The organism is Sporosarcina sp. FSL K6-6792, assembly GCF_038004885.1.
Lineage (GTDB): Bacteria > Bacillota > Bacilli > Bacillales_A > Planococcaceae > Sporosarcina > Sporosarcina psychrophila.
In genome coordinates, this window is sequence record NZ_JBBOSA010000001.1 from 3,253,907 (window position 1) to 3,275,443 (window position 21,537).

Sequence of the window (21,537 nt, forward strand, 5' to 3'; positions counted from 1 at the left end):
GGCAAAGTGGATGAAAAACGGATGGTTGTTGTCGTTATTCGCGATAGCGCTAATCGTTGGTGCCTGTTCTCCTAAAGAGACGGCGAAACCGGTAGTAGAAGATGAAAAACCTGAAGAAGTAGCTACAGTTAATCCTTCTGGTGATTTGGCACCGCTTGAAAAACGTGAAAAAGTTGTCATAGCGGAAGATGGGGCGGCCTCTGGTGCAGGTTTCTATATTGCAAAAGAGAGAGGATACTTTGAAGACTATAATATCGAAGTAGAATTTGCTCAGTTTGCAAACAGTGATGACATGCTTCCGGCATTAGCGGCTGGCGAGGTGGATATTGCGGGAGGCGTTTCGACTGCATCTTTCTTCAACGCGATTGCACAGGGAATTGACGTGAAAATTATTGCAGATAAAGGACATAACGTGCCAGGGAAGTCGTATTTTACTCTCGTCATAGGTAATCATATGGTTGACGTAATAAAAGACTATAAAGATTTAAAAGGCAAGAAAATTGCAGTGTCATCACTTAACTCAATTGATTGGTATATCTACAATGAAATGCTTAAATACGCTGGATTAACCGAAGATGACGTTGAATTTGTCCTTATGGGTGATTTTGGTAGTATGCTTGGCGCAATTAGCAGTGGAACAATCGATGCTGCCGTAAATATCGAACCGCTTATCACACAAGGTGTTGAAAAAGGGTTCCACGTCCGATTTGGGGATGCAACTGATTATGCGCCGGAATCTCAAATTGCATTGGTTCTTGGATCACCAGACTTCATGAATAAAGAACAAGATGTTTCGTTACGCTTCATGGCGGCTTATTTGAAAGGCGTCCGCGATTACAACGATGCGTTTATCAAAAATGAGGGAAAAGATGAAATTATCGACATCATGACGAAGCATACAGCATTAAAAGACCCGGCTCTTTGGGAGAAAGTGAACGTCACTGGCCTTGATCCTGATGGCAAGATGTTCATCGATGATATTAAAAAGCAATATGATGCGTACAAATCAAATGGTGCTATCCGCGGTGATATTGATTTTGATAAAGCGATAGATACCTCGGTAACGGAAAAAGCGGTCGAGACGATTGGGGAATACGTACGGTAATCAGGTTTGCTGAATTGTTAGCAAATATGGAATAGCTCACAACTTCATTGGTTGCGGGCTATTTCCTTTTCACGAATGTAAGTCTTGAAACGATGTGGTTTTTATAGATGCTTGGGAGGGCGTAAACGTAACCTTAGTTTGTCAGTTAATTTAAAATGCGATATACTGGTTTTATGGAAAAAAATAATATAAAACAAATTATTCGACCGACATTAAAAGACCAAATATACGAGTCGCTCAAAAATGCAATTGTCAATTTAGAATTGCAACCAGGACAGCGATTGAATGACAATAAACTTGCGGAACAATTTGCCGTAAGTAGGACTCCGGTGAGAGAAGCATTGAAACGACTGGAAGATGAAGGGCTCGTCGAAGCATTCCCGGGCTCTTCGACGCGTGTGACGGAATTGGTTGAAGAGGAAGCAAAACACGCATTTACCGTTGTAGCTGCGCTTCATGCTTTAGCTACAAAATTGGCAGTGCCGAAGATGACGGATATAGACTTTGCAAAGTTGGAGGAAATTAACCACTCATTAGCCGAAGCGCTTGACAGTAAAGATAGTAACCGAGCAATTAATGCTGATGAGCATTTCCACCAAGTTTTTCTTGCGGTTGCGGGCAATATTGAAATTGACAAAGCTCTTGAAAGAATTGTGCCGAAAATTCATCGGCTAACGTTAAAAAAGTTTGATTCGGTGGATAGTTGGACTTCAATCAATCAGCATGAAGAAATTATTACTGCTTGTAAAAAGGCCGACAAAGAAAAAGCCGGACATCTTGTTGAAGATAATTGGCTTACCCTTGGTCGAATACTTTCCGAAGTTGAAAGTTAATTATATAATATAAAAAAGGCGTTACAACAATTCAAGCATTGTTGTAACGCTTTTTTATATTGATTCATTCGAAGCAGTAATGAAGTTTTTTGAATGATTTACGCATTTCAAGTGCTTCTTTCTTGGCAACGTCCAAGTCCTTATTCGATATGAGAATATCGGCGATCAGATTTGCAATCGTCGCCATGTCCTTTTCTTTCATGCCTAATCGTGTCACTTCGATTGTTCCGATTCTGAGTCCGCTCGGCCGATCCCAATCTTCAGGACGATCACTTGGAATTAAGTTCTTATTCGTAATGATGTTTGCCTTCGCAAGTTCATGCCCAACATGAAGACCCCCACCAAATTCTTTCACATCCAGAATCACTTGATGCGTTTCAGTGAATCCTTTATGTGCACCAAGTACAGTGATTCCACGGTCGTGGAATGCTTGACCTAGCGCTTTTGCGTTTTTAACGATTTGTTCCATGTATGCTTCTCCAAACTCCAAGAACTCGGCTGCAGATGCAGCAAGAGCAGCTACACGATTCACTTGATGAGTCGCGGCAAGGGTAGGGAATATAGCATCTGTTAGTGGTTTTGTCAGTTCAGGATCATTCCAAACGATAATTCCACTTTGAGGTCCGCTGAATGTTTTCCCCGCTGACCCAGTCATCACGCTTGCTCCTTCTTTTAAAGGATCTTGGAATTGTCCTCCGCCGATTAATCCGAGTTGGTGGGCGCCGTCAAAGAATATCTTCCCACCCCACTCTTTCACGATTTCGGACATTTCTTTAATCGGAAATGGGAATAGTGTCATTGACGCTCCAAGTGTTACAAGCTTTGGTTTCAATTCCTTTGCAACTCGTTCGAATTCTTTTAAATCAACGGTGAGTTCTTCTGTATTCATAGGAATATCAGCGATCTTCAATCCGCGAATTCCGGCAGGTCCATCATGTCTGTTACTCGAATGTCCGCCTAATGGCTGTGCAATCGTCATGATTTGATCTCCAGGTTCGGTCAGAGCTGCATAAACGGCCATATTTCCTATCATACTTGCAACTAGACGATGATCCGCATAATTCGATTTGAATACTTTTTTCAATAACTCTACGCAAAGAGCTTCAATTTCGTCAATATGCTTCGTACCGGCAAACCATCTTTGTTCGGGTCCGATATGACCTTCTGCTGCACGGGTACCGACTTCAGACGCTAGTAAATCACGTACGGTTTGACTTGTAGGAGCTTCGGGGGCTAATAAATTCAAGCACTCCTCTCCCCGCCAAACAGCATTTCTTTCCACTGCGTCTATAACTTCTTGTTGTATTTGAGCGGAAGTATTATTTTCAATGATACTTTTTGCCTTATTCAATGCGGTGACGTCATGGACTTGGAAATCTTGTTTAATAGGTGTAGTTGTGTTCATACTCAAAATCCTCCCTTTTCATAGTAAAGTGAACTTGTAAACCAATATATCACTTCGGGAAACGAGAGTCAACTAGATATTAGAATAGTTTGATTATTTACGAAAGAAAAATGACCTCCAATCCAAATGGAGGTCGTCTTAACTTATTATCAGTGTACTTTTAATTGTTTCTTTCTACCAAGTGCAGTTTGGAAACTATGTAATCCCATACCAACAATAATTACTGCGATCCCAAAGAGTGAAAGGGCACCAGGGAGTGCAATGCCGAGAATCAGCATTTCGCCCAGCATAACAAAAATAAGTTGTGTGGACTGTGTTGCTTCTACAGCGGCGAGTTTTCCCTGATCTCCCCGTACGCGGTCAGTGGCCATGAAAAACAAAGTTGTAGCAATGACGCCAGAACTGATACCAACGATGAAAGACTGGCCTAACTGGCTCATAGAAGGGGGACCGACCGTCCATAACGCATAGATGGAAAACCCAATCCAGACTGGAATTGTCATAAGCGTCATACCGAGCACACGTTGAAACGTATCAAGCCTGCCGCCAAGAAGCTCCATCATTTTGCGGTTACCAAGCGGGTAGGCAAATGCTGCTAAAACAACTGGAATGATACCGAGCAGCAACGTACGTGGTTCAACACTTTGTGCGTGCGGAATTTGGATAAGTACGACACCAGCAAAAATAATAAGTGTAATTCCAAGTGAGACAAGCGGGATCTTTTGTCGAATCTTTTTTTCGCCATCCGAGGTTTTAACAATCAACGTAAAGAAAGGGGCGAGCAGGACACCCGCCACAATTGTCAATTGCCATGTGCCGGCAAGAAGCCATCCCGGACTGTAAGCTGCCGCGTATGTAAGTGGTGCGTAGAATAAGACAAAGGCCGTTACGCTCCAAATGAAAAACGGGGCGGGTTTATGGACGAATTCCTTCTTCACGTCACCAAGTCCTTTTCGGTAAGCGACGATAGCGAATAAAAAAGGTACCATAAATAAATAGCGTAAGGAAGCACTCCAAAGCCAACTTCCCCCCGACAGTTCCATAGATCTGTTCAAAATGAAGGTCACTGCGAAAAAAACGGAGGAAAGGACACCAATCCAAATTTCTTTCATAAGCTACCTCCCTCTTACTTATGCACGTTCTTCAAAAAGTTTCACTGCTTCGATGATGACTTTAGTCGCTTTTACCATGTTATCGACTGAAACATACTCGTATTTCCCGTGATAATTTTCTCCACCTGTGAAAATGTTAGGCGTTGGTAAGCCCATGTACGACAATTGGGACCCATCTGTACCGCCGCGTACGGGTACGATATTTGGTTCGATATTGAGATTTTTAAATGCATCGGACATGATCTCAACTATTTCCATGACGGGTTCAATTTTTTCACCCATATTGAAGTATTGGTCTTGGATTTCGAGTGTGACCGCATTTTCGCCATAGTCGTTTCTTAGATTGTCTGCTGTTTCAATCATTAGCTGTTTTCTTGCTTCGAATGTCTCACGGTCGAAATAACGGATAATATAGCCTAGGGTTGATTCTTCAATGGACCCGTTGGACTGCATGAGATGAACAAATCCCCCGTAACCATCCGTTTTCTCAGGGATCTCATCTACCGGCATTTCAGCTTGAAATTGGTTGGCTATTAAAATCGAGTTGACCATTTTACCTTTCGCGGTACCTGGGTGAACACTAGTCCCGTGGAATGTTACTTTTGCACTTGCGGCATTGAAGCTTTCATATTGTAGTTCCCCAAGAGGGCCACCATCCATTGTATAGGCAAATTTTGCTCCGAATTTTTCGACATCAAACTTTTGTGGACCACGCCCGATTTCTTCGTCAGGTGTGAAGGCAATTCGCAGCTTACCATGTTTTAAGTCAGGATTCGCAATCAAATACTCCATTGCTGTTACGATTTCAGCAATCCCCGCTTTATCGTCCGCTCCAAGAAGTGTTGTCCCGTCCGTCGTAATAAGGGTATGGCCGGCATAATTTTTCAGCTCGGGAAAAGCGTTCACTGTCATGACGATGCTGTCGTTCAGTTGTATGTCTTTGCCATCATAGTTGTCGATACGCTGTGGCTTAACGTTTTTTCCGGTAAAATCCGTGGTCGTGTCGACGTGTGCAAGAAAGCCGATAACTGGCACATCCCGGTCCGTATTGGCGGGAAGCGTTGCAAATAAATACCCGTTATCGTCGAGAGTAATGTCTTCTAGACCGATATTCGCTAGTTCTTGTTGTAATTCGTGCAGAAGGTCCCATTGGCCTGGTGTTGTCGGCGTAGAATTGCTTCCTGCATCTGATTGTGTATCGATTTTTGCATAACGTACAAGACGTTCGATTAATTTTTCTTTCATTTTTAAAAATTCCTCCTAATAATGAAGTACTGATTCATCTATCTTATCAGATTGTTCCGGTTTACGGAATACTTTACAACCCGACTTCCAATGCTAGCTGCTATGAAAACTTGCGCCGCATAATACGTCACCATAACGAATGCATCCCGGTATGGAATATCCAGAACGAATCGATCGATTGCAAGAACTGAATCAGAGAAAATGAACAGCAGTGCGCCGATAATTGCGAGCGACATTCGTGTACGAATAGCCATCCAGCCCATCGTTAAAATAACACCGATGTAGGCGATGATGGCGATACCAAGCACGGTTTGACCAGCAGAAAATTGTGAACCGGCAACCCAAATAGCCATACCTGCACCGTAAAAGAGGAGAGGGGCGGCAACCCAGATTGGCATTGGTTTCTTCGCGCCATGACGAAAAGCAAAAATATAAAAAATATGACCAATGAAGAAGGTGATAAGTCCGGGTAAGAACCAATAGATGACGCCATCGGCAATCATGCAAACGAACAGTCCACCGATTATAATCCGTTTGTATGTACGGGAAAATAGAGGTCTTGTCATTAATGCAAATAGGATAATAAGTGCCATCGGAATCAGTTTCATTAAAATTTTGAAGCCGACCGGATCCGCTGGGATAAAGAAAATATAAACGATACCCATTACAATAATTGCAGTGAGCACTAGATTTCGAACCACAAGAAAAACCCCCTTTTCTACTACTTTTCTAGGAATGACAGGAGAAACCCTTTTTCGGTCTTGCAGTTTTTGGGTTAGGTCGAGCGTCTTTACCCTTTTTTACTTAGACTGAAGCTCTTCTAAAAAAACGGTGACATGCTTTTTGGCAGCCATCAGGGGGGAGTACAAGGTCGAGAAAATACGCTTTTGTAAAGGGACATCGACCTTCAATTGTACAAGCTTTCCACTATCAAGTTCAGCTTTCACTGTATGAATGGAAACGGCCGCGATACCGAGCCCACATAGAATCGCTTTTTTCACACCTTCATTCGAACCGATAACTGTTTTCGAGGGCTTGACATTACCGATTGACTGAAGTAAATAATCTGTATACTCCCGTGTACCAGAACCAACTTCTCGCATGACCCAGTGAGAAGTTTGGAGGTCAGCTCCTTTAGGGTGGCGAATACTTGCCAAAGGATGTCCGCTCGCTGCGACAAGGATGAGTTCGTCTTCCATGAATGGCTGGATGATAAGCCCTTTTGCTTGCACACTACCTTCGATACAACCGATATCCGACCGGAATTCGCGGACCGCAATTTCGACGTCCTCGGTATTTGCAATTGCAACTTCTACATGTAAATCAGGATATTTATAATGTAGCCTCGTTAGTATCTCCGGCAATACGGACTCCCCAATTGTGTAACTTGCAGCGATGCGAAGAATTCCGCTAACCTCATTGTGTTGCCATAAAATTTCTTCTTTTGTTTGCTCTGCGAGATGAAGTAATTGTATCGCACGTTCATACAAAACCACTCCGGCGGGTGTAATGTGAAATGTTTTATTTGCACGTACGAGCAATGAGGCTTTTAGTTCGTCTTCCAAATGTTTGATATGGAGACTGACAGTTGGTTGAGATATGTTTAGTGATTCACCGGCCCTGGTGAAATTCTTTTTTTCAATTACCGCAACAAACGTTTTCAATTCTTCGAGTAGCATGATGATAAGCTCCTTTCTATTAGTAATCTTAATCGATTTTATCATATATCCTCATTTTACTGATGGATGAGATGAGATTATACTATAAGAAATGGAAGAAGGTATGGCTATGAAAAAAGGATTCTGGCTTGGAATTGGACTGACGTTTTTCATCGCAGTCATCGCAAAATTGGCAACACTACTCCCTTATATTTCGTTAATTGGTCCACTTGTTTTTGCAATACTAATCGGAATGTTATGGAATACGTTTTATCCTGTTCGCGCAGAGTGGGAAGGTGGTATTGAGTTCGCGTCAAAAAAATTATTGCGTGCAGGGATTATCCTTCTCGGCATGCGATTGAATCTGGGCGATATTGCATCTGCAGGATGGCCAGCATTTTTATGGGCAGTGGGTAGTGTTCTAATCGGTATTGGAGCTGTATACGGTATAGCCCGTGCAATTGGGGCTGATAAAACAATCAGTTTTCTAACTGCTTGTGGAACAGGGATCTGCGGTGCAGCTGCCATTGTTGCAGTGGCTTCACAAGTAAAGGCAAAACCCGAGCAGACCGCAATTAGTGTTGCCATCATCGCTATTCTTGGAACGTTATTCACATTTGTCTATACTTTAGTATATCCAGTGTTAGAACTTTCAAGTAGGGCATTTGGCATGTTTGCAGGTGGGACACTTCATGAGATTGCACATGTTGTTGCAGCAGGAGATGTTGGGGGGACTGAAGCACTTGATTTTGCGCTTGTCGTGAAATTGACTCGTGTCATGTTACTCGTCTTTGTTGCAGGAGGAGTAGGAATCTGGATGTCACGGAAGAATAAACAGTCGGCAGAAAAATTCAATTTGAAGACACTTCCAATTCCATGGTTCATTTTCGGTTTCCTTGCAGTGAGTGCGCTTTATACCACGGGGATTGTACCGGAAGCAGTCGCATCAGTATTTGTCACGCTCGCTTATCTATTAATGGCGATGTCAATGGCTGGGTTAGGTCTGAATGTGAAGTTCGAGGCATTCCGTAGTGCGGGGATGAAGCCATTTGTTGCAGGACTAGGAGGAACGGTTATTCTTGTACTTGTCGGTTATATGTATGCACGTTTTGTATTATAAACAATATAGAGGCACAGAAAAAAGGCATCGCTATTGAAGCAGATGCCTTTTTCTTATATTTATTAAACGATTGAGTAATTCTTATGTGAAACAACAGTCAGATTTGACGCGGCGCCAATAAGTTCGGCGTCCTTCGATGAGATTTCAACGATGACGGAATTCTCAAGTATTTTAAAAATAGTACCATTTACTTCATGTTCATTACGGACAAATGAAATTTCTTCATCGATTTTGCGCGCTGCGACAAAATCCGACACTTCTTTTTCCCTACGTGGAAAAGCCATTCGAATTCCCCCTATTATCCATTCTCATCTTGCCATCTAGTTAAAGAGTGCTTCGGGGAAACCCGCAGCAACAAGTAGATGAAGATGGAAAACAACTAATCGTAAACGATAACACACATGCTGTCTACTATTAGTATACCATATTTCAACGAAATTTGCAGGAATGCAGACTTTAATAGCTATGCTTAAGTTCAGAAACTTTTATCTTAATAAAAGCAAAGGGGTTGACATTATACCTGTGGGGGTATAATGTGTGGGTATAGCTTAAATAAAAGGAAGTGATAAGTATGGAATACGATGACAAAGTAAAAAACAGGTTAAAACGAATTGAGGGTCAAATCAAAGGGATTTTAAAAATGATGGATGACAATAAAGACTGTAAAGAAGTAATTACACAATTGTCAGCCTCACGTTCAGCTATAGATAGAACGATTGGCGTTATTGTCAGCTCCAATCTAATTGAATGTATACAACAAATGGATGACAGCGATCCAAGAACACAAGAGGATATTGTAAAAGAAGCAGTAGAACTACTAGTAAAGAGTCGATGAAACAGTGGACTCTTTTCTTTTTAATAAATAATATACCCTGCGGGGTACAAAAAAGAAAGGGAGATTTGATTGTCTGAGACGAAAAGAACTACCATTGTATTATTCAGTGGAGATTATGATAAAGCAATGGCGGCATACATCATTGCGAATGGTGCTGCAGCTTATGATCACCAAGTAACGATTTTTCATACATTTTGGGGATTGAATGCACTACGAAAAGAAGAACTAGTCCCAGTAAAAAAAGGCTTGCTAGAAAAAGTATTTGGCAAAATGATGCCGCGAGGTGCAGATAAGATGGGTATTTCCAAAATGAACTTTGCTGGAATGGGTCCTAAAATGATTAAACATGTTATTAAAAAGCACAATGCGATGACACTTCCGCAACTGATTGAACTAGCTGAAGAACAAGATATAAAGCTTGTTGCTTGTACGATGACGATGGATCTTCTTGGACTTCAACAGGATGAACTGCTGGATGGTATTGAGTATGCCGGAGTAGCGGCGTATCTTGGTGATGCACAGGAAGGCAATGTAAACTTATTTATTTAAATTGGAGGTTTTTAGATGATTGAAATAACACCAATAGAAGTTCAAGAAAAGTTAAAAATGAACAAAACGATTCACCTAATTGACGTGCGTGAAGTAGATGAAGTGAAAGAAAGGAAAATAGCACAGGCCATTCATATTCCGCTCGGATTATTGGAATTCCGTATGCATGAATTGGATAAAGACATTGAGTACACAATGGTTTGCCGTTCAGGTGGACGTAGTGGAAGAGCGGTGCAACTGCTTGAGGCGCACGGTTTTAAAGTGGTAAACATGGTTGGCGGTATGAATGACTGGGAAGGTCCAGTGGAATAACATTATTTTTTTACATTTAAATATACCCATACGGGCATTGGTAGAAGGAGAAGATGACATGATAGAAACGGATTTCGTACTCGATGCAAAGGGGCTGGCTTGTCCAATGCCAATCGTCAAAACGAGAAAGATCATGAAAGAAATGGAGCCAGGAAATGTGTTGGAAGTACAGGCAACTGATAAAGGATCTACGGCGGATTTAAAAGCATGGGCTGAGGGTTCTGGACATTATTACCTTGGCACGACTGAAGAAGCAGGAGTTCTTACACATTATGTTCGGAAATCAAGCGAAGAAGAACAAGTTGAGAGAAAGCACCCAAACGTCGTGTCGAATGAACAACTGAAAGCCATTTTAGAGGGGCATCGTGAAGTGCTTGTGCTCGACGTTCGTGAATCGGCAGAATACGCATTTAATCATATTCTAGGGGCAAAGTCTTTACCGCTTGGGGACCTTGAAAGTGAATCCATGAATCTTGATAAAGAGGCGGAAATTTATGTCGTATGCCGAACTGGAAATCGTAGTGATTTAGCTTCGCAAAAACTTGCTGAATCGGGCTTTTCAAGAGTGAAAAACGTTGTGCCCGGTATGAGTGAATGGAACGGACCTACAGAAAACTTTTTGTGATAAATGAATGTAATTACTAGGGGGGTATATAAATGATAGTTCAATCAATGACTGCGAGTACAATAGCGAAAAAAGTAGTGAGTAAAGAGCCCTTTTTCATTCTAGACGTTCGTAATGAAGATGCATTTGTGGATTGGAAAATTGAAGGAGAGAACATTCAGTATCTCAATATCCCTTATTTCGATTTACTCGATGGGGTTGAAGAAATCCTGCATCAGCTTCCTGCGGATCAAGATATTGTCGTTGTCTGCGCGAAAGAAGGATCTTCCATTATGATTGCGGAAATGATTGCGGAAGAAGGGCGTGCAGTTCATTACTTACAAGGTGGCATGAAGGCCTGGAGTGAACATTTGGAGCCAGTGAAAATTGGTGACTTGAAAGACGGCGGAGAGCTGTATCAGTTCGTACGAATTGGCAAAGGTTGTTTGTCATACATGATCGTTTCAAATGGAGAAGCGGCAATTGTCGATGCGACACGAATGACTGATGTATTTCTTGATTTTGCGAAAACGTTGGATGTTAAAATTACGCATATTTTAGATACACATCTCCATGCAGATCATATTTCCGGGGGACGCAAAATTGCAGAAGCCGTCAATGGAACGTACTGGTTGCCTCCAAAAGACGCTAGTGAAGTAACGTTTGCCTATGAGTCATTAGAAGAGGGGCGAACGATTATAATCGGTGATACGACGATTGCCATTCAACCTTTGTACTCACCTGGGCATACGATTGGTTCTACATCATTCATAGTAGATGACTCGTATTTACTTTCCGGTGATATCTTGTTCATCGATTCAATCGGACGCCCTGACCTTGCTGGTTTGGCTGAAGATTGGGTTGGAGATTTGCGGGAGTCGTTGTACAAACGCTATAAAGAATTGTCAGAGGAATTGATTGTTCTTCCTGCGCACTTCATGATTATTGAAGAATTGAATAGGGACGGTAGTGTATCTGAGAAACTTGGTACATTGTTTGCTGAAAATCACGGTTTGAATATTCAAGACGAAGCGGAATTCAGGGACATGGTGACTGGGAATTTACCTCCACAACCGAATGCCTACCAGCAAATACGTGAAACAAATATGGGGAAAATATCACCTGATGAAGAAACCCAGCGTGAAATGGAAATCGGACCAAATCGTTGTGCGGTTAGATAATTTATTGAAAACTAAGGAGAGATTAGTGATGGAATCAAACAAAGTATTAGACGCTAAAGGGTTGGCTTGTCCAATGCCGGTTGTACGTGCAAGGAAAGTCATGAAGGAAATGGAAACGGGTGAAGTGTTGGAGATTCTTGCGACAGATAAGGGTTCCGTCGCTGATTTAGCTGCATGGTCGAAATCCGGTGGGCATGACTTAGTGAAGCATACAGAAGAGGCTGGCGTATTTACGTTTTGGATCCGAAAAGGTTAATTTGAAACGGAAGGGTGTCTGCATAGTAGATGCCCTTTCTCCTTTTGAAAGGAGGAAAATGTGGTGGATTTCGCGTTTATTGTGACAATATTTTTAATTGGATTTGTTGGTTCTTTTATTTCAGGAATGGTTGGTATTGGCGGTTCGATTATAAAATACCCAATGTTGTTGTATATCCCGCCCCTACTTGGTGTTGCAGTCTTCACTGCTCACGAAGTATCCGGAATTAGTGCAATTCAAGTCTTTTTTGCAACAATTTCAGGTGTATGGGCGTACCGTAAAAGCGGTTATATTAATAAAACATTGGTTATTTACATGGGATCGAGTATCTTAGTCGGTAGTTTTATCGGCGGATACGGCTCGAATTTGTTATCTGAAGGTGCTATCAACCTGGTCTACGGTATATTGGCAACAATCGCTGCGATTATGATGTTCATTCCGAAAAAAGGACTGGATGACATTCCTGTTGATAAAGTTACATTCAATAAGTGGCTAGCAACGTTGTTAGCGTTCATTGTTGGTATTGCGGCAGGAATTGTAGGGGCTGCAGGAGCCTTTATTCTTGTACCAATCATGTTAGTTGTTTTGAAGATACCTACGCGAATGACGATTGCAACTTCTCTTGCGATTACATTTATATCCTCAATCGGCTCGACAATAGGTAAGATCACAACGGATCAAGTGCTGTACGGACCTGCGGTGGTTATGATTGTTGCAAGTATTATAGCGGCACCCATTGGGGCGAAAATTGGTCAAAAAATGAACACGAAAGTACTTCAATGGTTATTGGCACTTCTTATTTTAGGAACTGCTATTAAAATATGGTTGGACTTTTAGCAAGCAATAAAATCCGTTATCACTCATTACGTGAGTGATAACGGATTTTATTTGTAATTGGATACAAGGTGGACAATATGTAAGGGATTCAAGTCTTTACATGCACCATTTGTTTAATGAGTATTGAAAAAAATGAAGTATAGTGAATGTGATAGCGATATTTTTTAAAAAGGGCTTAAATAATATAATTTAAGGGGTGACTTAGATGCGAGCACGAGATTTAGGGTTGAAATTTGAAGGAGAAACGGGATTACATAACGCAATTACTGACGTTCCAGGGGTTACCGTTGGGTATTCAACAATCATTGAAGGGGAAGGTCCATTAGATGTGGGAAAGGGTCCAATTCGCACCGGAGTAACTGCCATATTGCCACGTGGTAAACAAAATGAAATGAAGCCGATCTGGGCTGGAACATTTTCGTTTAATGGCAATGGTGAAATGACAGGTACACATTGGATAAACGACGGCGGATACTTTTTAAGCCCGATATGTATTACAAATACGCATTCAGTTGGTACTGTCCACCAGGCGGTAGTCAAATGGATGATAGATAATTATCAAGATCAATTCTTAAATGAACATTTATGGGCTATGCCTGTCGTTGCTGAAACATATGACGGTGTTTTAAATGATATTAATGGGCTTCATGTTAAAGAAGAGCATGTTTTGGCTGCAATACAATCTGCCCAATCAGGCGAATTGAAGGAGGGCAATGTTGGCGGAGGAACTGGGATGATTTGTTACGGGTTTAAAGGGGGAACGGGTACTTCTTCTCGTAAATTAGATATCGATGGAGAGGAATACCACATCGGAGTACTTGTGCAAGCAAACTACGGTAAAAGGGAATGGCTAAAAGTTTCAGGTGTCCCAGTTGGAGAACACTTGACTGAGAATATAGTACACACAAAGGAAATGGGCTCAATCATTGTAATTATCGGGACTGATATTCCAATGTTACCTCATCAACTAAAAAGACTTGCGAAACGTGCTTCCATTGGAATTGGACGAAGTGGTAGTCCTGGGGGAAATGATTCCGGTGATATATTTCTTGCATTTTCAACCGCAAATGAAATGTCTATTCATCAAAAGGAAGACCCAATCCTAACTATGAAAGTCACAAATGATCAACAGTTTGACCCGATTTATGAGCAAGCTTGTCATGCAATTGATGAGGCGATTATTAACGCTATGATTGCAGCGGAAAGTATGTCCGCTCTTAAACCAAGCGGGAAAGTAGTTGAAGCTATTGATCATGAACGACTGATGGAAGTCATGAAGAAGTATAATTGTTAATAAATAAAAAATGAAGATGAATGCGTTGGCTCAGCTATTAAGAAATGGATAGGTATGTATCGAAATAAAACATCCGGTATCGCTCATGGAATGGGCGATACCGGACTTTTAGATTTATTAGCGAAGCGTTCTTGAAGAAGCTTGTATAATTCCCTTCTTCAATTCTTTGATACCTTCTTTCTTTCGAACAAAGATGAAATAACAAGCGATGGTCAACCCAGCAATGAGCAAGGTAAGTACTGCCTGTACACGTAACGATTCAATGACAAGCATTGCAATAAAGATTCCTGTAATAACGAAAATAGTCGCATATGTTAGATAAGGGAACAACCACATTCTAATTTGAAGTGCTTCAGGGTTTTCACGTTCTAATCTTCTGCGCATTCTTAGATGTGTGAAGGCGATGACAAGATACACTAAAAGTGCGACAGCTCCTGATGAATTGATGAGAAATAAAAATAGTTTATCGGGTGATACGTAACTGAATATGACCGCTATATAGGAAAAAACCGTGCTGAATAAGATTGCTCGAACAGGAACACCCTTCTTACTCAATTTTAAAAAGGCTTTTGGCGCTTCGCCTTTCTGAGCCATTCCAAACAACATGCGTGAGTTGGCATATAATGCTGAATTTAAACAAGAGAGAACCGCCGTTAATACAACAAAGTTCATGATCTGGGCTGCGGCAGGTATTCCGATATAATCGAGAACGGCAACAAATGGACTGACCAGCAGATTTGCAGAGTTCCATGGCAACAAAGTGACCACGATCGCAATAGAACCGATATAGAAGATAAGAATCCGCCAAATGACACTGTTTGTCGCAATTCGGACCGCTTTCGCCGGATGATCTGATTCGCCAGCAGCAATCGTAACAATCTCGGTACCCATGAATGAGAAAATGACTACTGTAATTCCTAACAAGACGGAACCGAATCCTGTTGGCATGAATCCACCTGTCCCTAAGAGGTTTACTGTTCCAGGTGCAACAACACCTGGATACCATCCGAAAATCACGCAAAGACCGAGGACAAGGAATAAACCAATACTTACAACTTTTATGAGTGAAAACCAATATTCAAATTCCCCGAAAGATTTTACTGAAAAAAGATTTGTCAGTGTTAACAAAATGGTTAAGATTAATGCCATTAACCAAAGTGGGAATTCTGGAATCCAGTATTGCATAATAGCAGCACCGGCAATTGCTTCAATTGCTATAACGACAACCCAGAAGAACCAATATAACCATCCGATTGTAAAACCTGCCCATGGTCCAATCGACTCGGTTGCATACGTCGAGAAGGATCCGCTTGTTGGATGAGCAGCCGCCATTTCACCGAGCATGCGCATGACCAAGACGACAATTGTTCCTGCAAAAGCGTAGGATAGAATCGCACCTGGTCCAGACGCATTAATAACTGCTCCACTTCCGATAAACAAACCTGCTCCGATAACACCTGCAATTGAAATCATACTAATGTGTCGGATCTTTAAATCTGGATTTAACTGTCCCTGTTGATTAGACATATACATTCCCCCTTGTGTAAATAGTGATTTTTTTAAGATGTAAGCGTTTCCAATCATTTGTTATAATATTCTTTTAAGTTGTTAAGTCAATCATACAGAAATAAATCTGGAAATTTGTAGACAAGTTGTAAGATGAAATGAATTTAAATTTTACGGAGTGTAAAATAAGGACTTGCTGCACTATTTTGGTCCGGTCATTGAACATGAAAACCGGTTTGCGTTTAGTAGCGCAACCGGTTTAACTTACTTATTACCTAACAATCGAGAGGTCATGATAGCACCCTCAATCGCTAGGCGCTTAGATGGCTCCATAAAGTCTTCGCCTAGAAGTAATTCCAACTTTTCAAGACGGTGGTACAGTGTTTGTCTAACTATGAAAAGACGGTCTGCAGTCTCTTTTTTTGATCCACCGCATTCGAGATAAACACAAAGTGTTTCAAAGAGGTTGCTTTCCATCTTCAGATCGTAGTCGAAAACTGTAGATAAGTAATCTTGGACATATGTTTCAAGGTAACCGTTGTTCTCTACTAATAGAAGAAGCCTATAAATGCCTAAGTCTTCATAGAAATATGATTTTGTAATGCCAGACTCGCGCAGTTTTAAAACATCTCCAGCTTCTTTGTAACCTTTTTTTGCATCCGTAATTTCTTTGTAGACCGTACTTACTCCAAATGTACATCTGGTTCCGTCAATGAAAGTGTTGTCTTTTATGTTTACAATATGTTCAATGATTTGAGAAAAACGATTAGTCTCATCTATCAAGTGATCTGCAGCGATGAAGGATGCAATGATGACAATCTCACTTTTACTGGATGCAACTGCGGGGAAGAACCCATTACGTTTAAAGAGTGACCGTATCATCATCGAGCGTTGCAGTTTAATCTCTTCCCATTCTTCTTCACCAAGATTCGTTTCGAATGTCTTCATCTGTATGATGAAAACTCTGAAATACGTATTGCGGCTTTTTGAGGGCAAATAGGCATGAAGGTCTTCCAGTTCAAAGGATCTGCCGCTCAATAAATTCCGAACGAATTCATCTTCGTTATTCTGTTTACGCTCTTCTATTGTTCGGTTGCGTAACAAAATTTGAGCGATTGCAAGTGCGGCACGGTCTAATATGAGAAATGGAAATTCATCCGACAGTTGTTCTGTCACCTCGAGGAATAGATATCCCCAAATTTGTCCTAGCCCACTAACAGGCATTTGTGCAAATTTCTGATCTTTCAGCATGAGGAATTTCTGTTCTGTATTGATCAATGGGGATCGTTCAAGATGGACTCGGATGGTCATTTCCAACTCTTTGATCTCAGACGGATAGTAATAAGGCTTCGTATCATCACTAATGAACAGGATATTATGTCGGAAAAATTGATTTAGTTCTTGTAGGATTTTTAAAATACCATTGGGTGCAAGAGAAAGTGTAATGAATTTCCTTGATAAGATGTCGAGTTGCGAAAGCATCTGGTGATGTTGATTAATGATAAATGTATGAAGGTCTTGAGTTATATCGACAAATTTTACAGTTTGTTCGAAGACGATGAATGGAAATGCGTGTTTGTCTGCGAGTTCAATAATTTCAGGTGGAATTAGCTTAAAGTAAGGTCCTACTTCTATACATATACACGCCACATCTTTTTCGATCAGCCTCGATACATACTTCAATTGGCTTGAAAGATCGAGTTGTAGGCTAACGCCTGTCGTAAGAATCATCTCTCCTCCATTTATTAAGGCATCGAATTCTTTTACCTCTAATACATGAGACCATTTTACTTGACGGTCCAATCCTTCTTTTCCTGCAACGACTTTAGCGTGTTTGAACGAGCTTCGTGAAAGAACATCGCGGACAGTAAGTTTTAAGGTATTCATTATAGGTGTAGACCTCCATAACGTTAAAATAATCGCCTAATGATTAGACAAAGTGTAAATTGAAAGTAATCAAAATTATTTGTAAAGTATAATATGAAGTCTAGCGAAGATAGCGTAAACTAGCAAGAACAATAGAACGGGGGAATGAAAATGATTATAACTCAGGTAGAAAAGAAAACGCTTACAAACTTCATCAATGGACAATGGGTAAAATCAACGACAGATAAATATGAAGAGGTACCAAATCCAGCGACGGGAGAAATATTGGCCGAAGTTCCTATCTCCACACTAGAAGATTTGAATAAAGCGGTAGAGGCGGCGAAAACAGCATTTGCGAAGTGGAAGAAGGTTGCTGTTCCTCAACGGTCAAGAATCTTATTTAAATACCAGCAATTGTTAATAGAGAACTGGGAAGCACTAGCGAAAATTATTACGATTGAAAACGGCAAAAATTATGCTGAAGCATATGGTGAAGTACAACGCGGGATTGAGTGTGTTGAATTTGCTGCAGGAGCCCCGACGTTAATGATGGGGTATCAGCTTCCTGATATCGCAACGAACATTGAATCGGGTATGTATCGTTATCCAATAGGCGTAATTGGTGGAATTACACCGTTCAACTTCCCGATGATGGTCCCTTGCTGGATGTTCCCACTTGCAATCGCGAGTGGAAATACATTCATCCTAAAACCTTCAGAGCGTACGCCACTTTTGGCGAACCGTCTTGCAGAATTATTGCATGAAGCAGGTCTGCCTGACGGTGTTTTCAATATCGTCCATGGTGCGCATGAAGTCGTAAATGGTATTCTCAATCATCCAGATATTCCTGCCGTGTCGTTCGTAGGTTCACAACCGGTTGCTGAGTATGTGTATAAAACAGGAACTTCAAATGGTAAGCGTGTCCAAGCATTAGCAGGTGCGAAAAATCATACAATCGTTATGCCGGACGCGGATATGGATTTGACGATCACAAATATTATTAATGCAGCTTTCGGATCCGCTGGGGAAAGATGTATGGCTTGTGCCGTTGTCGTTGCAGTTGGTGATATTGCAGATGAACTTGTCAAGAGATTAGTAGACGAGTCGAATAAACTGACGATTGGTAATGGACTAGAAGAAGGGATTTTCCTTGGACCTGTTATTAGGAATTCACATAAAGACAAGACACTGGGTTACATCGAATCAGGTATTGAGGAAGGCGCCAAACTATTACGAGATGGCCGTGAAGACAAGTCTACTTTCGAAGGCGGTTATTTCGTCGGTCCGACAATTTTTGATAATGTCACTCAGGAAATGAAAATTTGGAAAGAAGAGATTTTTGCTCCTGTGCTATCTATTGTAAGAGTGGATACATTGGATGAAGCAATCGAACTTGCAAATAAATCAGAGTTTGCAAACGGGGCTTGTTTATTTACAGATAGTGCAAGTGCAATTCGGAAGTTTAGAGAAGAAATTGATGCGGGGATGCTTGGCGTGAATCTTGGTGTTCCAGCTCCGATGGCATTCTTCCCGTTCTCTGGTTATAAAAAATCATTCTATGGTGACTTGCATGCGAATGGTCGCGACGGAATTGAGTTTTACACACGGAAGAAAATGTTGACTGCGCGTCACTAATACCAGAAATTAATCGTGAAATTAGGAGGGGGTAGAGAAGATGACTACAGCAAAAGAGACTACAGGGTCATTAGTTGAAAAGGACCGGGAGAACGTTTGGCACCATATTTCTTCCTATAATGAAAAGAACCCACCAATGGTAGTGGAGAGTGGGGAAGGAGCTTGGATTACAGATCATAATGGCAACCGTTATCTAGATGGAATGTCTGGACTATGGTGTGTGAATGTCGGTTATGGTCGTGAGGAGCTAGCGCAAGCTGCCTATGATCAGATGAAAAAGATGGCCTATGCCCCGATGACCCAAAGTCATGAGCCTGCTATTCTGCTTGCGGAAAAGTTGAATGAAATGCTTGGTGGTGACTATAAAATATTTTACTCAAACAGCGGATCCGATGCGAACGAAGTAGCGTTTAAACTTGCGCGTCAATACCATCAGCAAAATGGGGAACCGTCACGCTACAAATTCATTTCCCGCTACCGTGCGTATCATGGGAGCTCCATGGGGGCACTGGCTGCGACTGGTCAAGCACTGCGGAAATACAAGTATGAGGCACTTGCCCCGGGGTTCTTGCACATCGCGCCTCCGGACAATTACCGCAGACCTGCGGGACAGTCAATTGAGGAGTACAACATACAACGTGCCCAAGAGTTTGAAGAGAAAATCATTTGGGAACAGAAGGAAACAATCGCTGGGATTATTATGGAACCGCTCATTACAGGAGGCGGTATCCTCATCCCGCATCCAATCTACTTGGAAAAAGTCCAGGAAATCTGTACACGCCACGGTGTACTGCTAATTGTTGATGAAGTCATTTGTGGATTCGGCAGAACTGGGAAAGACTTCGGTCATCAGCATTTTAAGTTGAAACCGGACATTATTACGATGGCAAAGGGACTAACGAGCGCTTACTTGCCACTTTCGGTTACGGCTATTCGAAAAGATATTTATGAAAAGTTCGATACAGGAGAAGATAACAGTCATTTCCGTCATGTTAATACATTTGGTGGGAATCCAGCGGCTTGTGCAGTCGCGTTGAAGAATCTTGAAATCATTGAGAGAGAAAGTCTTGTTGAACGGTCGGCTGAGCTTGGCGAGCGTCTTCTAAAAGAGTTGGCAAGCTTAATGGATCATCCTTTTGTTGGCGATATTCGCGGGCTCGGATTCTTGTTAGGCATTGAACTTGTAGAGAATAAAGAAACGAAAGAGCCTGCTACAAACGCCCGTGTTGCAAAAATCATTGGCGAATGTAAGGCGAATGGACTTATTATAGGAAGGAACGGCGATACAGTTGCTGGCTATAACAATATTCTAGCGCTAAGCCCACCGCTGTCTTGTACTGATGAAGACGTGGACTTTATTATTGCGGTGATGAAGAAAGTGTTCAATGAAAATGAATGAGTTAGGTTGAGATTTTTAATCTTGCTAAACCAAAAACGGAGAACCTCCAATTATAGGGGTCCTCAGTTTTTGGTTTTATTTTTTCTAAAGACCATTGAAACGCGCTTCTCGCTACGCTCTTTCATACGCTGAAAATTCTCGAGATGTTTCCAAATGGCGATTGCAAATAACAAAGTTGCTATTACGACTGGCCAGTATCCGTCTGCCAATACTGCCATCGCGATGAGCGTGACGTAGAGCATCAGTACACCAAACACGAGAAAGTCTGTTATTAGTGCTACGACGACAAATAATGCAAAACCAATGAGCCCGATCTGCCAGTCGATTGCAAGCAGTACACCAATTATTGTCGCTGTTCCTTTTCCACCGTTAAAGTTCATATAAAATGGAAAGTTATGCCCAATAACGGCTGCGGCGGCTGTAAGAAATAAAAGTAAAGCCAAAAAGGCTTCTGAAAATCCTGCGTTTTCTGCGAAATAGTGCACAAGTAAGACAGCTCCTGCACCTTTACTGATATCGATTACTGCAACTAATGCGCCGAACTTCTTCCCGAGAACAATGGTCGCATTCGAGGCACCGGCATTTTTCACACCGGTTTCTTTCAAGTTAACGCCGGATATTTTCTGCGCAACAACTGATCCATGCAGGCAACCAACTGCATATCCCCATAAGAGCACGCCTACAATCCATAACCACATATCAAGTTCCTCCTAAAATAACGGTAGTCTAAGTGTAACATTCCACATAGACACAAGTTTCAGAAATATTATTCGGTAAACTATTGA

General features: G+C 41.5%; 22 protein-coding genes. 13 read left to right on the top strand and 9 right to left on the bottom strand.

All coding sequences use genetic code 11. The annotated features are described in order from the left end of the window. Positions 1-10: 10 nt before the first annotated feature. A complete protein-coding gene (locus tag MKZ26_RS15935) occupies positions 11-1,105 on the top strand; it encodes an ABC transporter substrate-binding protein (protein WP_445683461.1) in 1,095 nt (364 codons plus the stop codon). Between the two features lie 173 nt (positions 1,106-1,278). Next, entirely contained in the window at positions 1,279-1,938 is a 660-nt protein-coding gene (locus MKZ26_RS15940; protein WP_340766758.1) for a GntR family transcriptional regulator, read from the top strand. Positions 1,939-2,002: 64 nt separating this feature from the next. Here MKZ26_RS15940 and glyA read toward each other — a convergent pair whose 3' ends face one another. The 5 genes from glyA to MKZ26_RS15965 all read right to left on the bottom strand — a co-directional run bounded on the left by glyA (position 2,003) and on the right by MKZ26_RS15965 (position 7,379). Continuing rightward, the gene (glyA, locus tag MKZ26_RS15945) at positions 2,003-3,343 is read right to left on the bottom strand and encodes a serine hydroxymethyltransferase (RefSeq protein WP_340766759.1); all 1,341 of its coding nucleotides are present in this window, start codon (positions 3,341-3,343) and stop codon (positions 2,003-2,005) included. A gap of 149 nt (positions 3,344-3,492) precedes the next feature. Then, positions 3,493-4,455: a DMT family transporter gene (locus MKZ26_RS15950; protein WP_340766760.1), complete on the bottom strand. Its 963-nt coding sequence runs from the start codon at positions 4,453-4,455 to the stop codon at positions 3,493-3,495. Between the two features lie 18 nt (positions 4,456-4,473). Then, the gene (gene pepT / locus MKZ26_RS15955) at positions 4,474-5,700 is read right to left on the bottom strand and encodes a peptidase T (protein WP_340766761.1); all 1,227 of its coding nucleotides are present in this window, start codon (positions 5,698-5,700) and stop codon (positions 4,474-4,476) included. Between the two features lie 38 nt (positions 5,701-5,738). After that, positions 5,739-6,401, bottom strand: coding sequence for a lysoplasmalogenase (locus MKZ26_RS15960; protein ID WP_340766762.1), 663 nt, complete (start codon positions 6,399-6,401; stop codon positions 5,739-5,741). A gap of 99 nt (positions 6,402-6,500) precedes the next feature. Then, complete coding sequence (locus tag MKZ26_RS15965; RefSeq protein ID WP_340766763.1) at positions 6,501-7,379, bottom strand: LysR family transcriptional regulator; 879 nt, start codon at positions 7,377-7,379, stop codon at positions 6,501-6,503. Positions 7,380-7,470: 91 nt separating this feature from the next. On the opposite strand from MKZ26_RS15965, the gene MKZ26_RS15970 reads away from it, so the two are divergent. Next, positions 7,471-8,478, top strand: coding sequence for a YeiH family protein (locus tag MKZ26_RS15970; protein WP_340766764.1), 1,008 nt, complete (start codon positions 7,471-7,473; stop codon positions 8,476-8,478). A gap of 62 nt (positions 8,479-8,540) precedes the next feature. Here the strand turns inward: MKZ26_RS15970 and MKZ26_RS15975 are convergent, their stop codons facing one another. Continuing rightward, positions 8,541-8,762, bottom strand: a complete 222-nt coding sequence (locus MKZ26_RS15975; RefSeq protein WP_067213589.1) for a DUF2187 family protein — start codon at positions 8,760-8,762, stop codon at positions 8,541-8,543. 287 nt (positions 8,763-9,049) lie between these two features. Between MKZ26_RS15975 and MKZ26_RS15980 the strand changes: the two genes are divergently transcribed. The 8 genes from MKZ26_RS15980 (at position 9,050) to MKZ26_RS16015 (ending at position 14,346) form a co-directional block, all read left to right on the top strand. Continuing rightward, positions 9,050-9,313 (top strand): metal-sensitive transcriptional regulator, encoded by a 264-nt coding sequence (locus MKZ26_RS15980; protein WP_067213588.1) that lies wholly within the window; start codon positions 9,050-9,052, stop codon positions 9,311-9,313. A 69-nt stretch (positions 9,314-9,382) separates the two neighbouring features. Next, a complete protein-coding gene (locus tag MKZ26_RS15985) occupies positions 9,383-9,862 on the top strand; it encodes a DsrE/DsrF/DrsH-like family protein (RefSeq protein ID WP_340766765.1) in 480 nt (159 codons plus the stop codon). 15 nt (positions 9,863-9,877) lie between these two features. After that, positions 9,878-10,174 carry a rhodanese-like domain-containing protein gene (locus MKZ26_RS15990; protein ID WP_340766766.1) on the top strand — a complete coding sequence of 99 codons (297 nt, stop codon included), beginning with the start codon at positions 9,878-9,880 and terminating at the stop codon, positions 10,172-10,174. Positions 10,175-10,232: 58 nt separating this feature from the next. After that, the gene (locus MKZ26_RS15995) at positions 10,233-10,799 is read left to right on the top strand and encodes a sulfurtransferase TusA family protein (protein ID WP_340766767.1); all 567 of its coding nucleotides are present in this window, start codon (positions 10,233-10,235) and stop codon (positions 10,797-10,799) included. Between the two features lie 32 nt (positions 10,800-10,831). Beyond that, the gene (locus MKZ26_RS16000) at positions 10,832-11,959 is read left to right on the top strand and encodes an MBL fold metallo-hydrolase (RefSeq protein ID WP_340766768.1); all 1,128 of its coding nucleotides are present in this window, start codon (positions 10,832-10,834) and stop codon (positions 11,957-11,959) included. 28 nt (positions 11,960-11,987) lie between these two features. Next, positions 11,988-12,215 carry a sulfurtransferase TusA family protein gene (locus MKZ26_RS16005; RefSeq protein ID WP_067213583.1) on the top strand — a complete coding sequence of 76 codons (228 nt, stop codon included), beginning with the start codon at positions 11,988-11,990 and terminating at the stop codon, positions 12,213-12,215. A 63-nt stretch (positions 12,216-12,278) separates the two neighbouring features. After that, positions 12,279-13,052, top strand: coding sequence for a sulfite exporter TauE/SafE family protein (locus tag MKZ26_RS16010; protein ID WP_340766769.1), 774 nt, complete (start codon positions 12,279-12,281; stop codon positions 13,050-13,052). A 205-nt stretch (positions 13,053-13,257) separates the two neighbouring features. Beyond that, positions 13,258-14,346: a DmpA family aminopeptidase gene (locus tag MKZ26_RS16015; RefSeq protein ID WP_340766770.1), complete on the top strand. Its 1,089-nt coding sequence runs from the start codon at positions 13,258-13,260 to the stop codon at positions 14,344-14,346. A 117-nt stretch (positions 14,347-14,463) separates the two neighbouring features. On the opposite strand, the gene MKZ26_RS16020 is transcribed toward MKZ26_RS16015, so the two are convergent. Together MKZ26_RS16020 and MKZ26_RS16025 are read right to left on the bottom strand one after the other, a co-directional pair. Next, entirely contained in the window at positions 14,464-15,873 is a 1,410-nt protein-coding gene (locus tag MKZ26_RS16020) for an amino acid permease (protein ID WP_338654718.1), read from the bottom strand. 243 nt (positions 15,874-16,116) lie between these two features. Next, positions 16,117-17,739: a PucR family transcriptional regulator gene (locus tag MKZ26_RS16025; protein ID WP_340766771.1), complete on the bottom strand. Its 1,623-nt coding sequence runs from the start codon at positions 17,737-17,739 to the stop codon at positions 16,117-16,119. Between the two features lie 150 nt (positions 17,740-17,889). Here MKZ26_RS16025 and MKZ26_RS16030 point away from each other — a divergent pair, with 150 nt between their 5' ends. Both MKZ26_RS16030 and MKZ26_RS16035 read left to right on the top strand, forming a co-directional pair. Then, positions 17,890-19,353, top strand: a complete 1,464-nt coding sequence (locus MKZ26_RS16030) for a CoA-acylating methylmalonate-semialdehyde dehydrogenase (RefSeq protein WP_340766772.1) — start codon at positions 17,890-17,892, stop codon at positions 19,351-19,353. Between the two features lie 40 nt (positions 19,354-19,393). After that, a complete protein-coding gene (locus MKZ26_RS16035) occupies positions 19,394-20,752 on the top strand; it encodes an aspartate aminotransferase family protein (RefSeq protein WP_340766773.1) in 1,359 nt (452 codons plus the stop codon). Positions 20,753-20,814: 62 nt separating this feature from the next. Here MKZ26_RS16035 and MKZ26_RS16040 read toward each other — a convergent pair whose 3' ends face one another. Further along, positions 20,815-21,450 (bottom strand): glycerol-3-phosphate acyltransferase, encoded by a 636-nt coding sequence (locus MKZ26_RS16040; RefSeq protein ID WP_340766774.1) that lies wholly within the window; start codon positions 21,448-21,450, stop codon positions 20,815-20,817. Positions 21,451-21,537: the final 87 nt, after the last annotated feature.

Excerpts from the sequence above, each read along its gene's own strand:
- MKZ26_RS16000 (WP_340766768.1), top strand. The coding sequence starts at position 10,832 with ATGATAGTTCAATCAATGACTGCGAGTACAATAGCGAAAAAAGTAGTG.
- glyA (WP_340766759.1), bottom strand. The coding sequence starts at position 3,343 with ATGAACACAACTACACCTATTAAACAAGATTTCCAAGTCCATGACGTC.
- MKZ26_RS16015 (WP_340766770.1), top strand. The coding sequence starts at position 13,258 with ATGCGAGCACGAGATTTAGGGTTGAAATTTGAAGGAGAAACGGGATTA.
- MKZ26_RS16025 (WP_340766771.1), bottom strand. The coding sequence starts at position 17,739 with ATGAATACCTTAAAACTTACTGTCCGCGATGTTCTTTCACGAAGCTCG.
- MKZ26_RS15940 (WP_340766758.1), top strand. The coding sequence starts at position 1,279 with ATGGAAAAAAATAATATAAAACAAATTATTCGACCGACATTAAAAGAC.
- MKZ26_RS15975 (WP_067213589.1), bottom strand. The coding sequence starts at position 8,762 with ATGGCTTTTCCACGTAGGGAAAAAGAAGTGTCGGATTTTGTCGCAGCG.
- pepT (WP_340766761.1), bottom strand. The coding sequence starts at position 5,700 with ATGAAAGAAAAATTAATCGAACGTCTTGTACGTTATGCAAAAATCGAT.
- MKZ26_RS15995 (WP_340766767.1), top strand. The coding sequence starts at position 10,233 with ATGATAGAAACGGATTTCGTACTCGATGCAAAGGGGCTGGCTTGTCCA.
- MKZ26_RS15950 (WP_340766760.1), bottom strand. The coding sequence starts at position 4,455 with ATGAAAGAAATTTGGATTGGTGTCCTTTCCTCCGTTTTTTTCGCAGTG.
- MKZ26_RS16035 (WP_340766773.1), top strand. The coding sequence starts at position 19,394 with ATGACTACAGCAAAAGAGACTACAGGGTCATTAGTTGAAAAGGACCGG.
- MKZ26_RS15980 (WP_067213588.1), top strand. The coding sequence starts at position 9,050 with ATGGAATACGATGACAAAGTAAAAAACAGGTTAAAACGAATTGAGGGT.
- MKZ26_RS16020 (WP_338654718.1), bottom strand. The coding sequence starts at position 15,873 with ATGTCTAATCAACAGGGACAGTTAAATCCAGATTTAAAGATCCGACAC.
- MKZ26_RS15990 (WP_340766766.1), top strand. The coding sequence starts at position 9,878 with ATGATTGAAATAACACCAATAGAAGTTCAAGAAAAGTTAAAAATGAAC.
- MKZ26_RS16040 (WP_340766774.1), bottom strand. The coding sequence starts at position 21,450 with ATGTGGTTATGGATTGTAGGCGTGCTCTTATGGGGATATGCAGTTGGT.
- MKZ26_RS16030 (WP_340766772.1), top strand. The coding sequence starts at position 17,890 with ATGATTATAACTCAGGTAGAAAAGAAAACGCTTACAAACTTCATCAAT.
- MKZ26_RS16005 (WP_067213583.1), top strand. The coding sequence starts at position 11,988 with ATGGAATCAAACAAAGTATTAGACGCTAAAGGGTTGGCTTGTCCAATG.
- MKZ26_RS15935 (WP_445683461.1), top strand. The coding sequence starts at position 11 with ATGAAAAACGGATGGTTGTTGTCGTTATTCGCGATAGCGCTAATCGTT.
- MKZ26_RS15965 (WP_340766763.1), bottom strand. The coding sequence starts at position 7,379 with ATGCTACTCGAAGAATTGAAAACGTTTGTTGCGGTAATTGAAAAAAAG.
- MKZ26_RS15970 (WP_340766764.1), top strand. The coding sequence starts at position 7,471 with ATGGAAGAAGGTATGGCTATGAAAAAAGGATTCTGGCTTGGAATTGGA.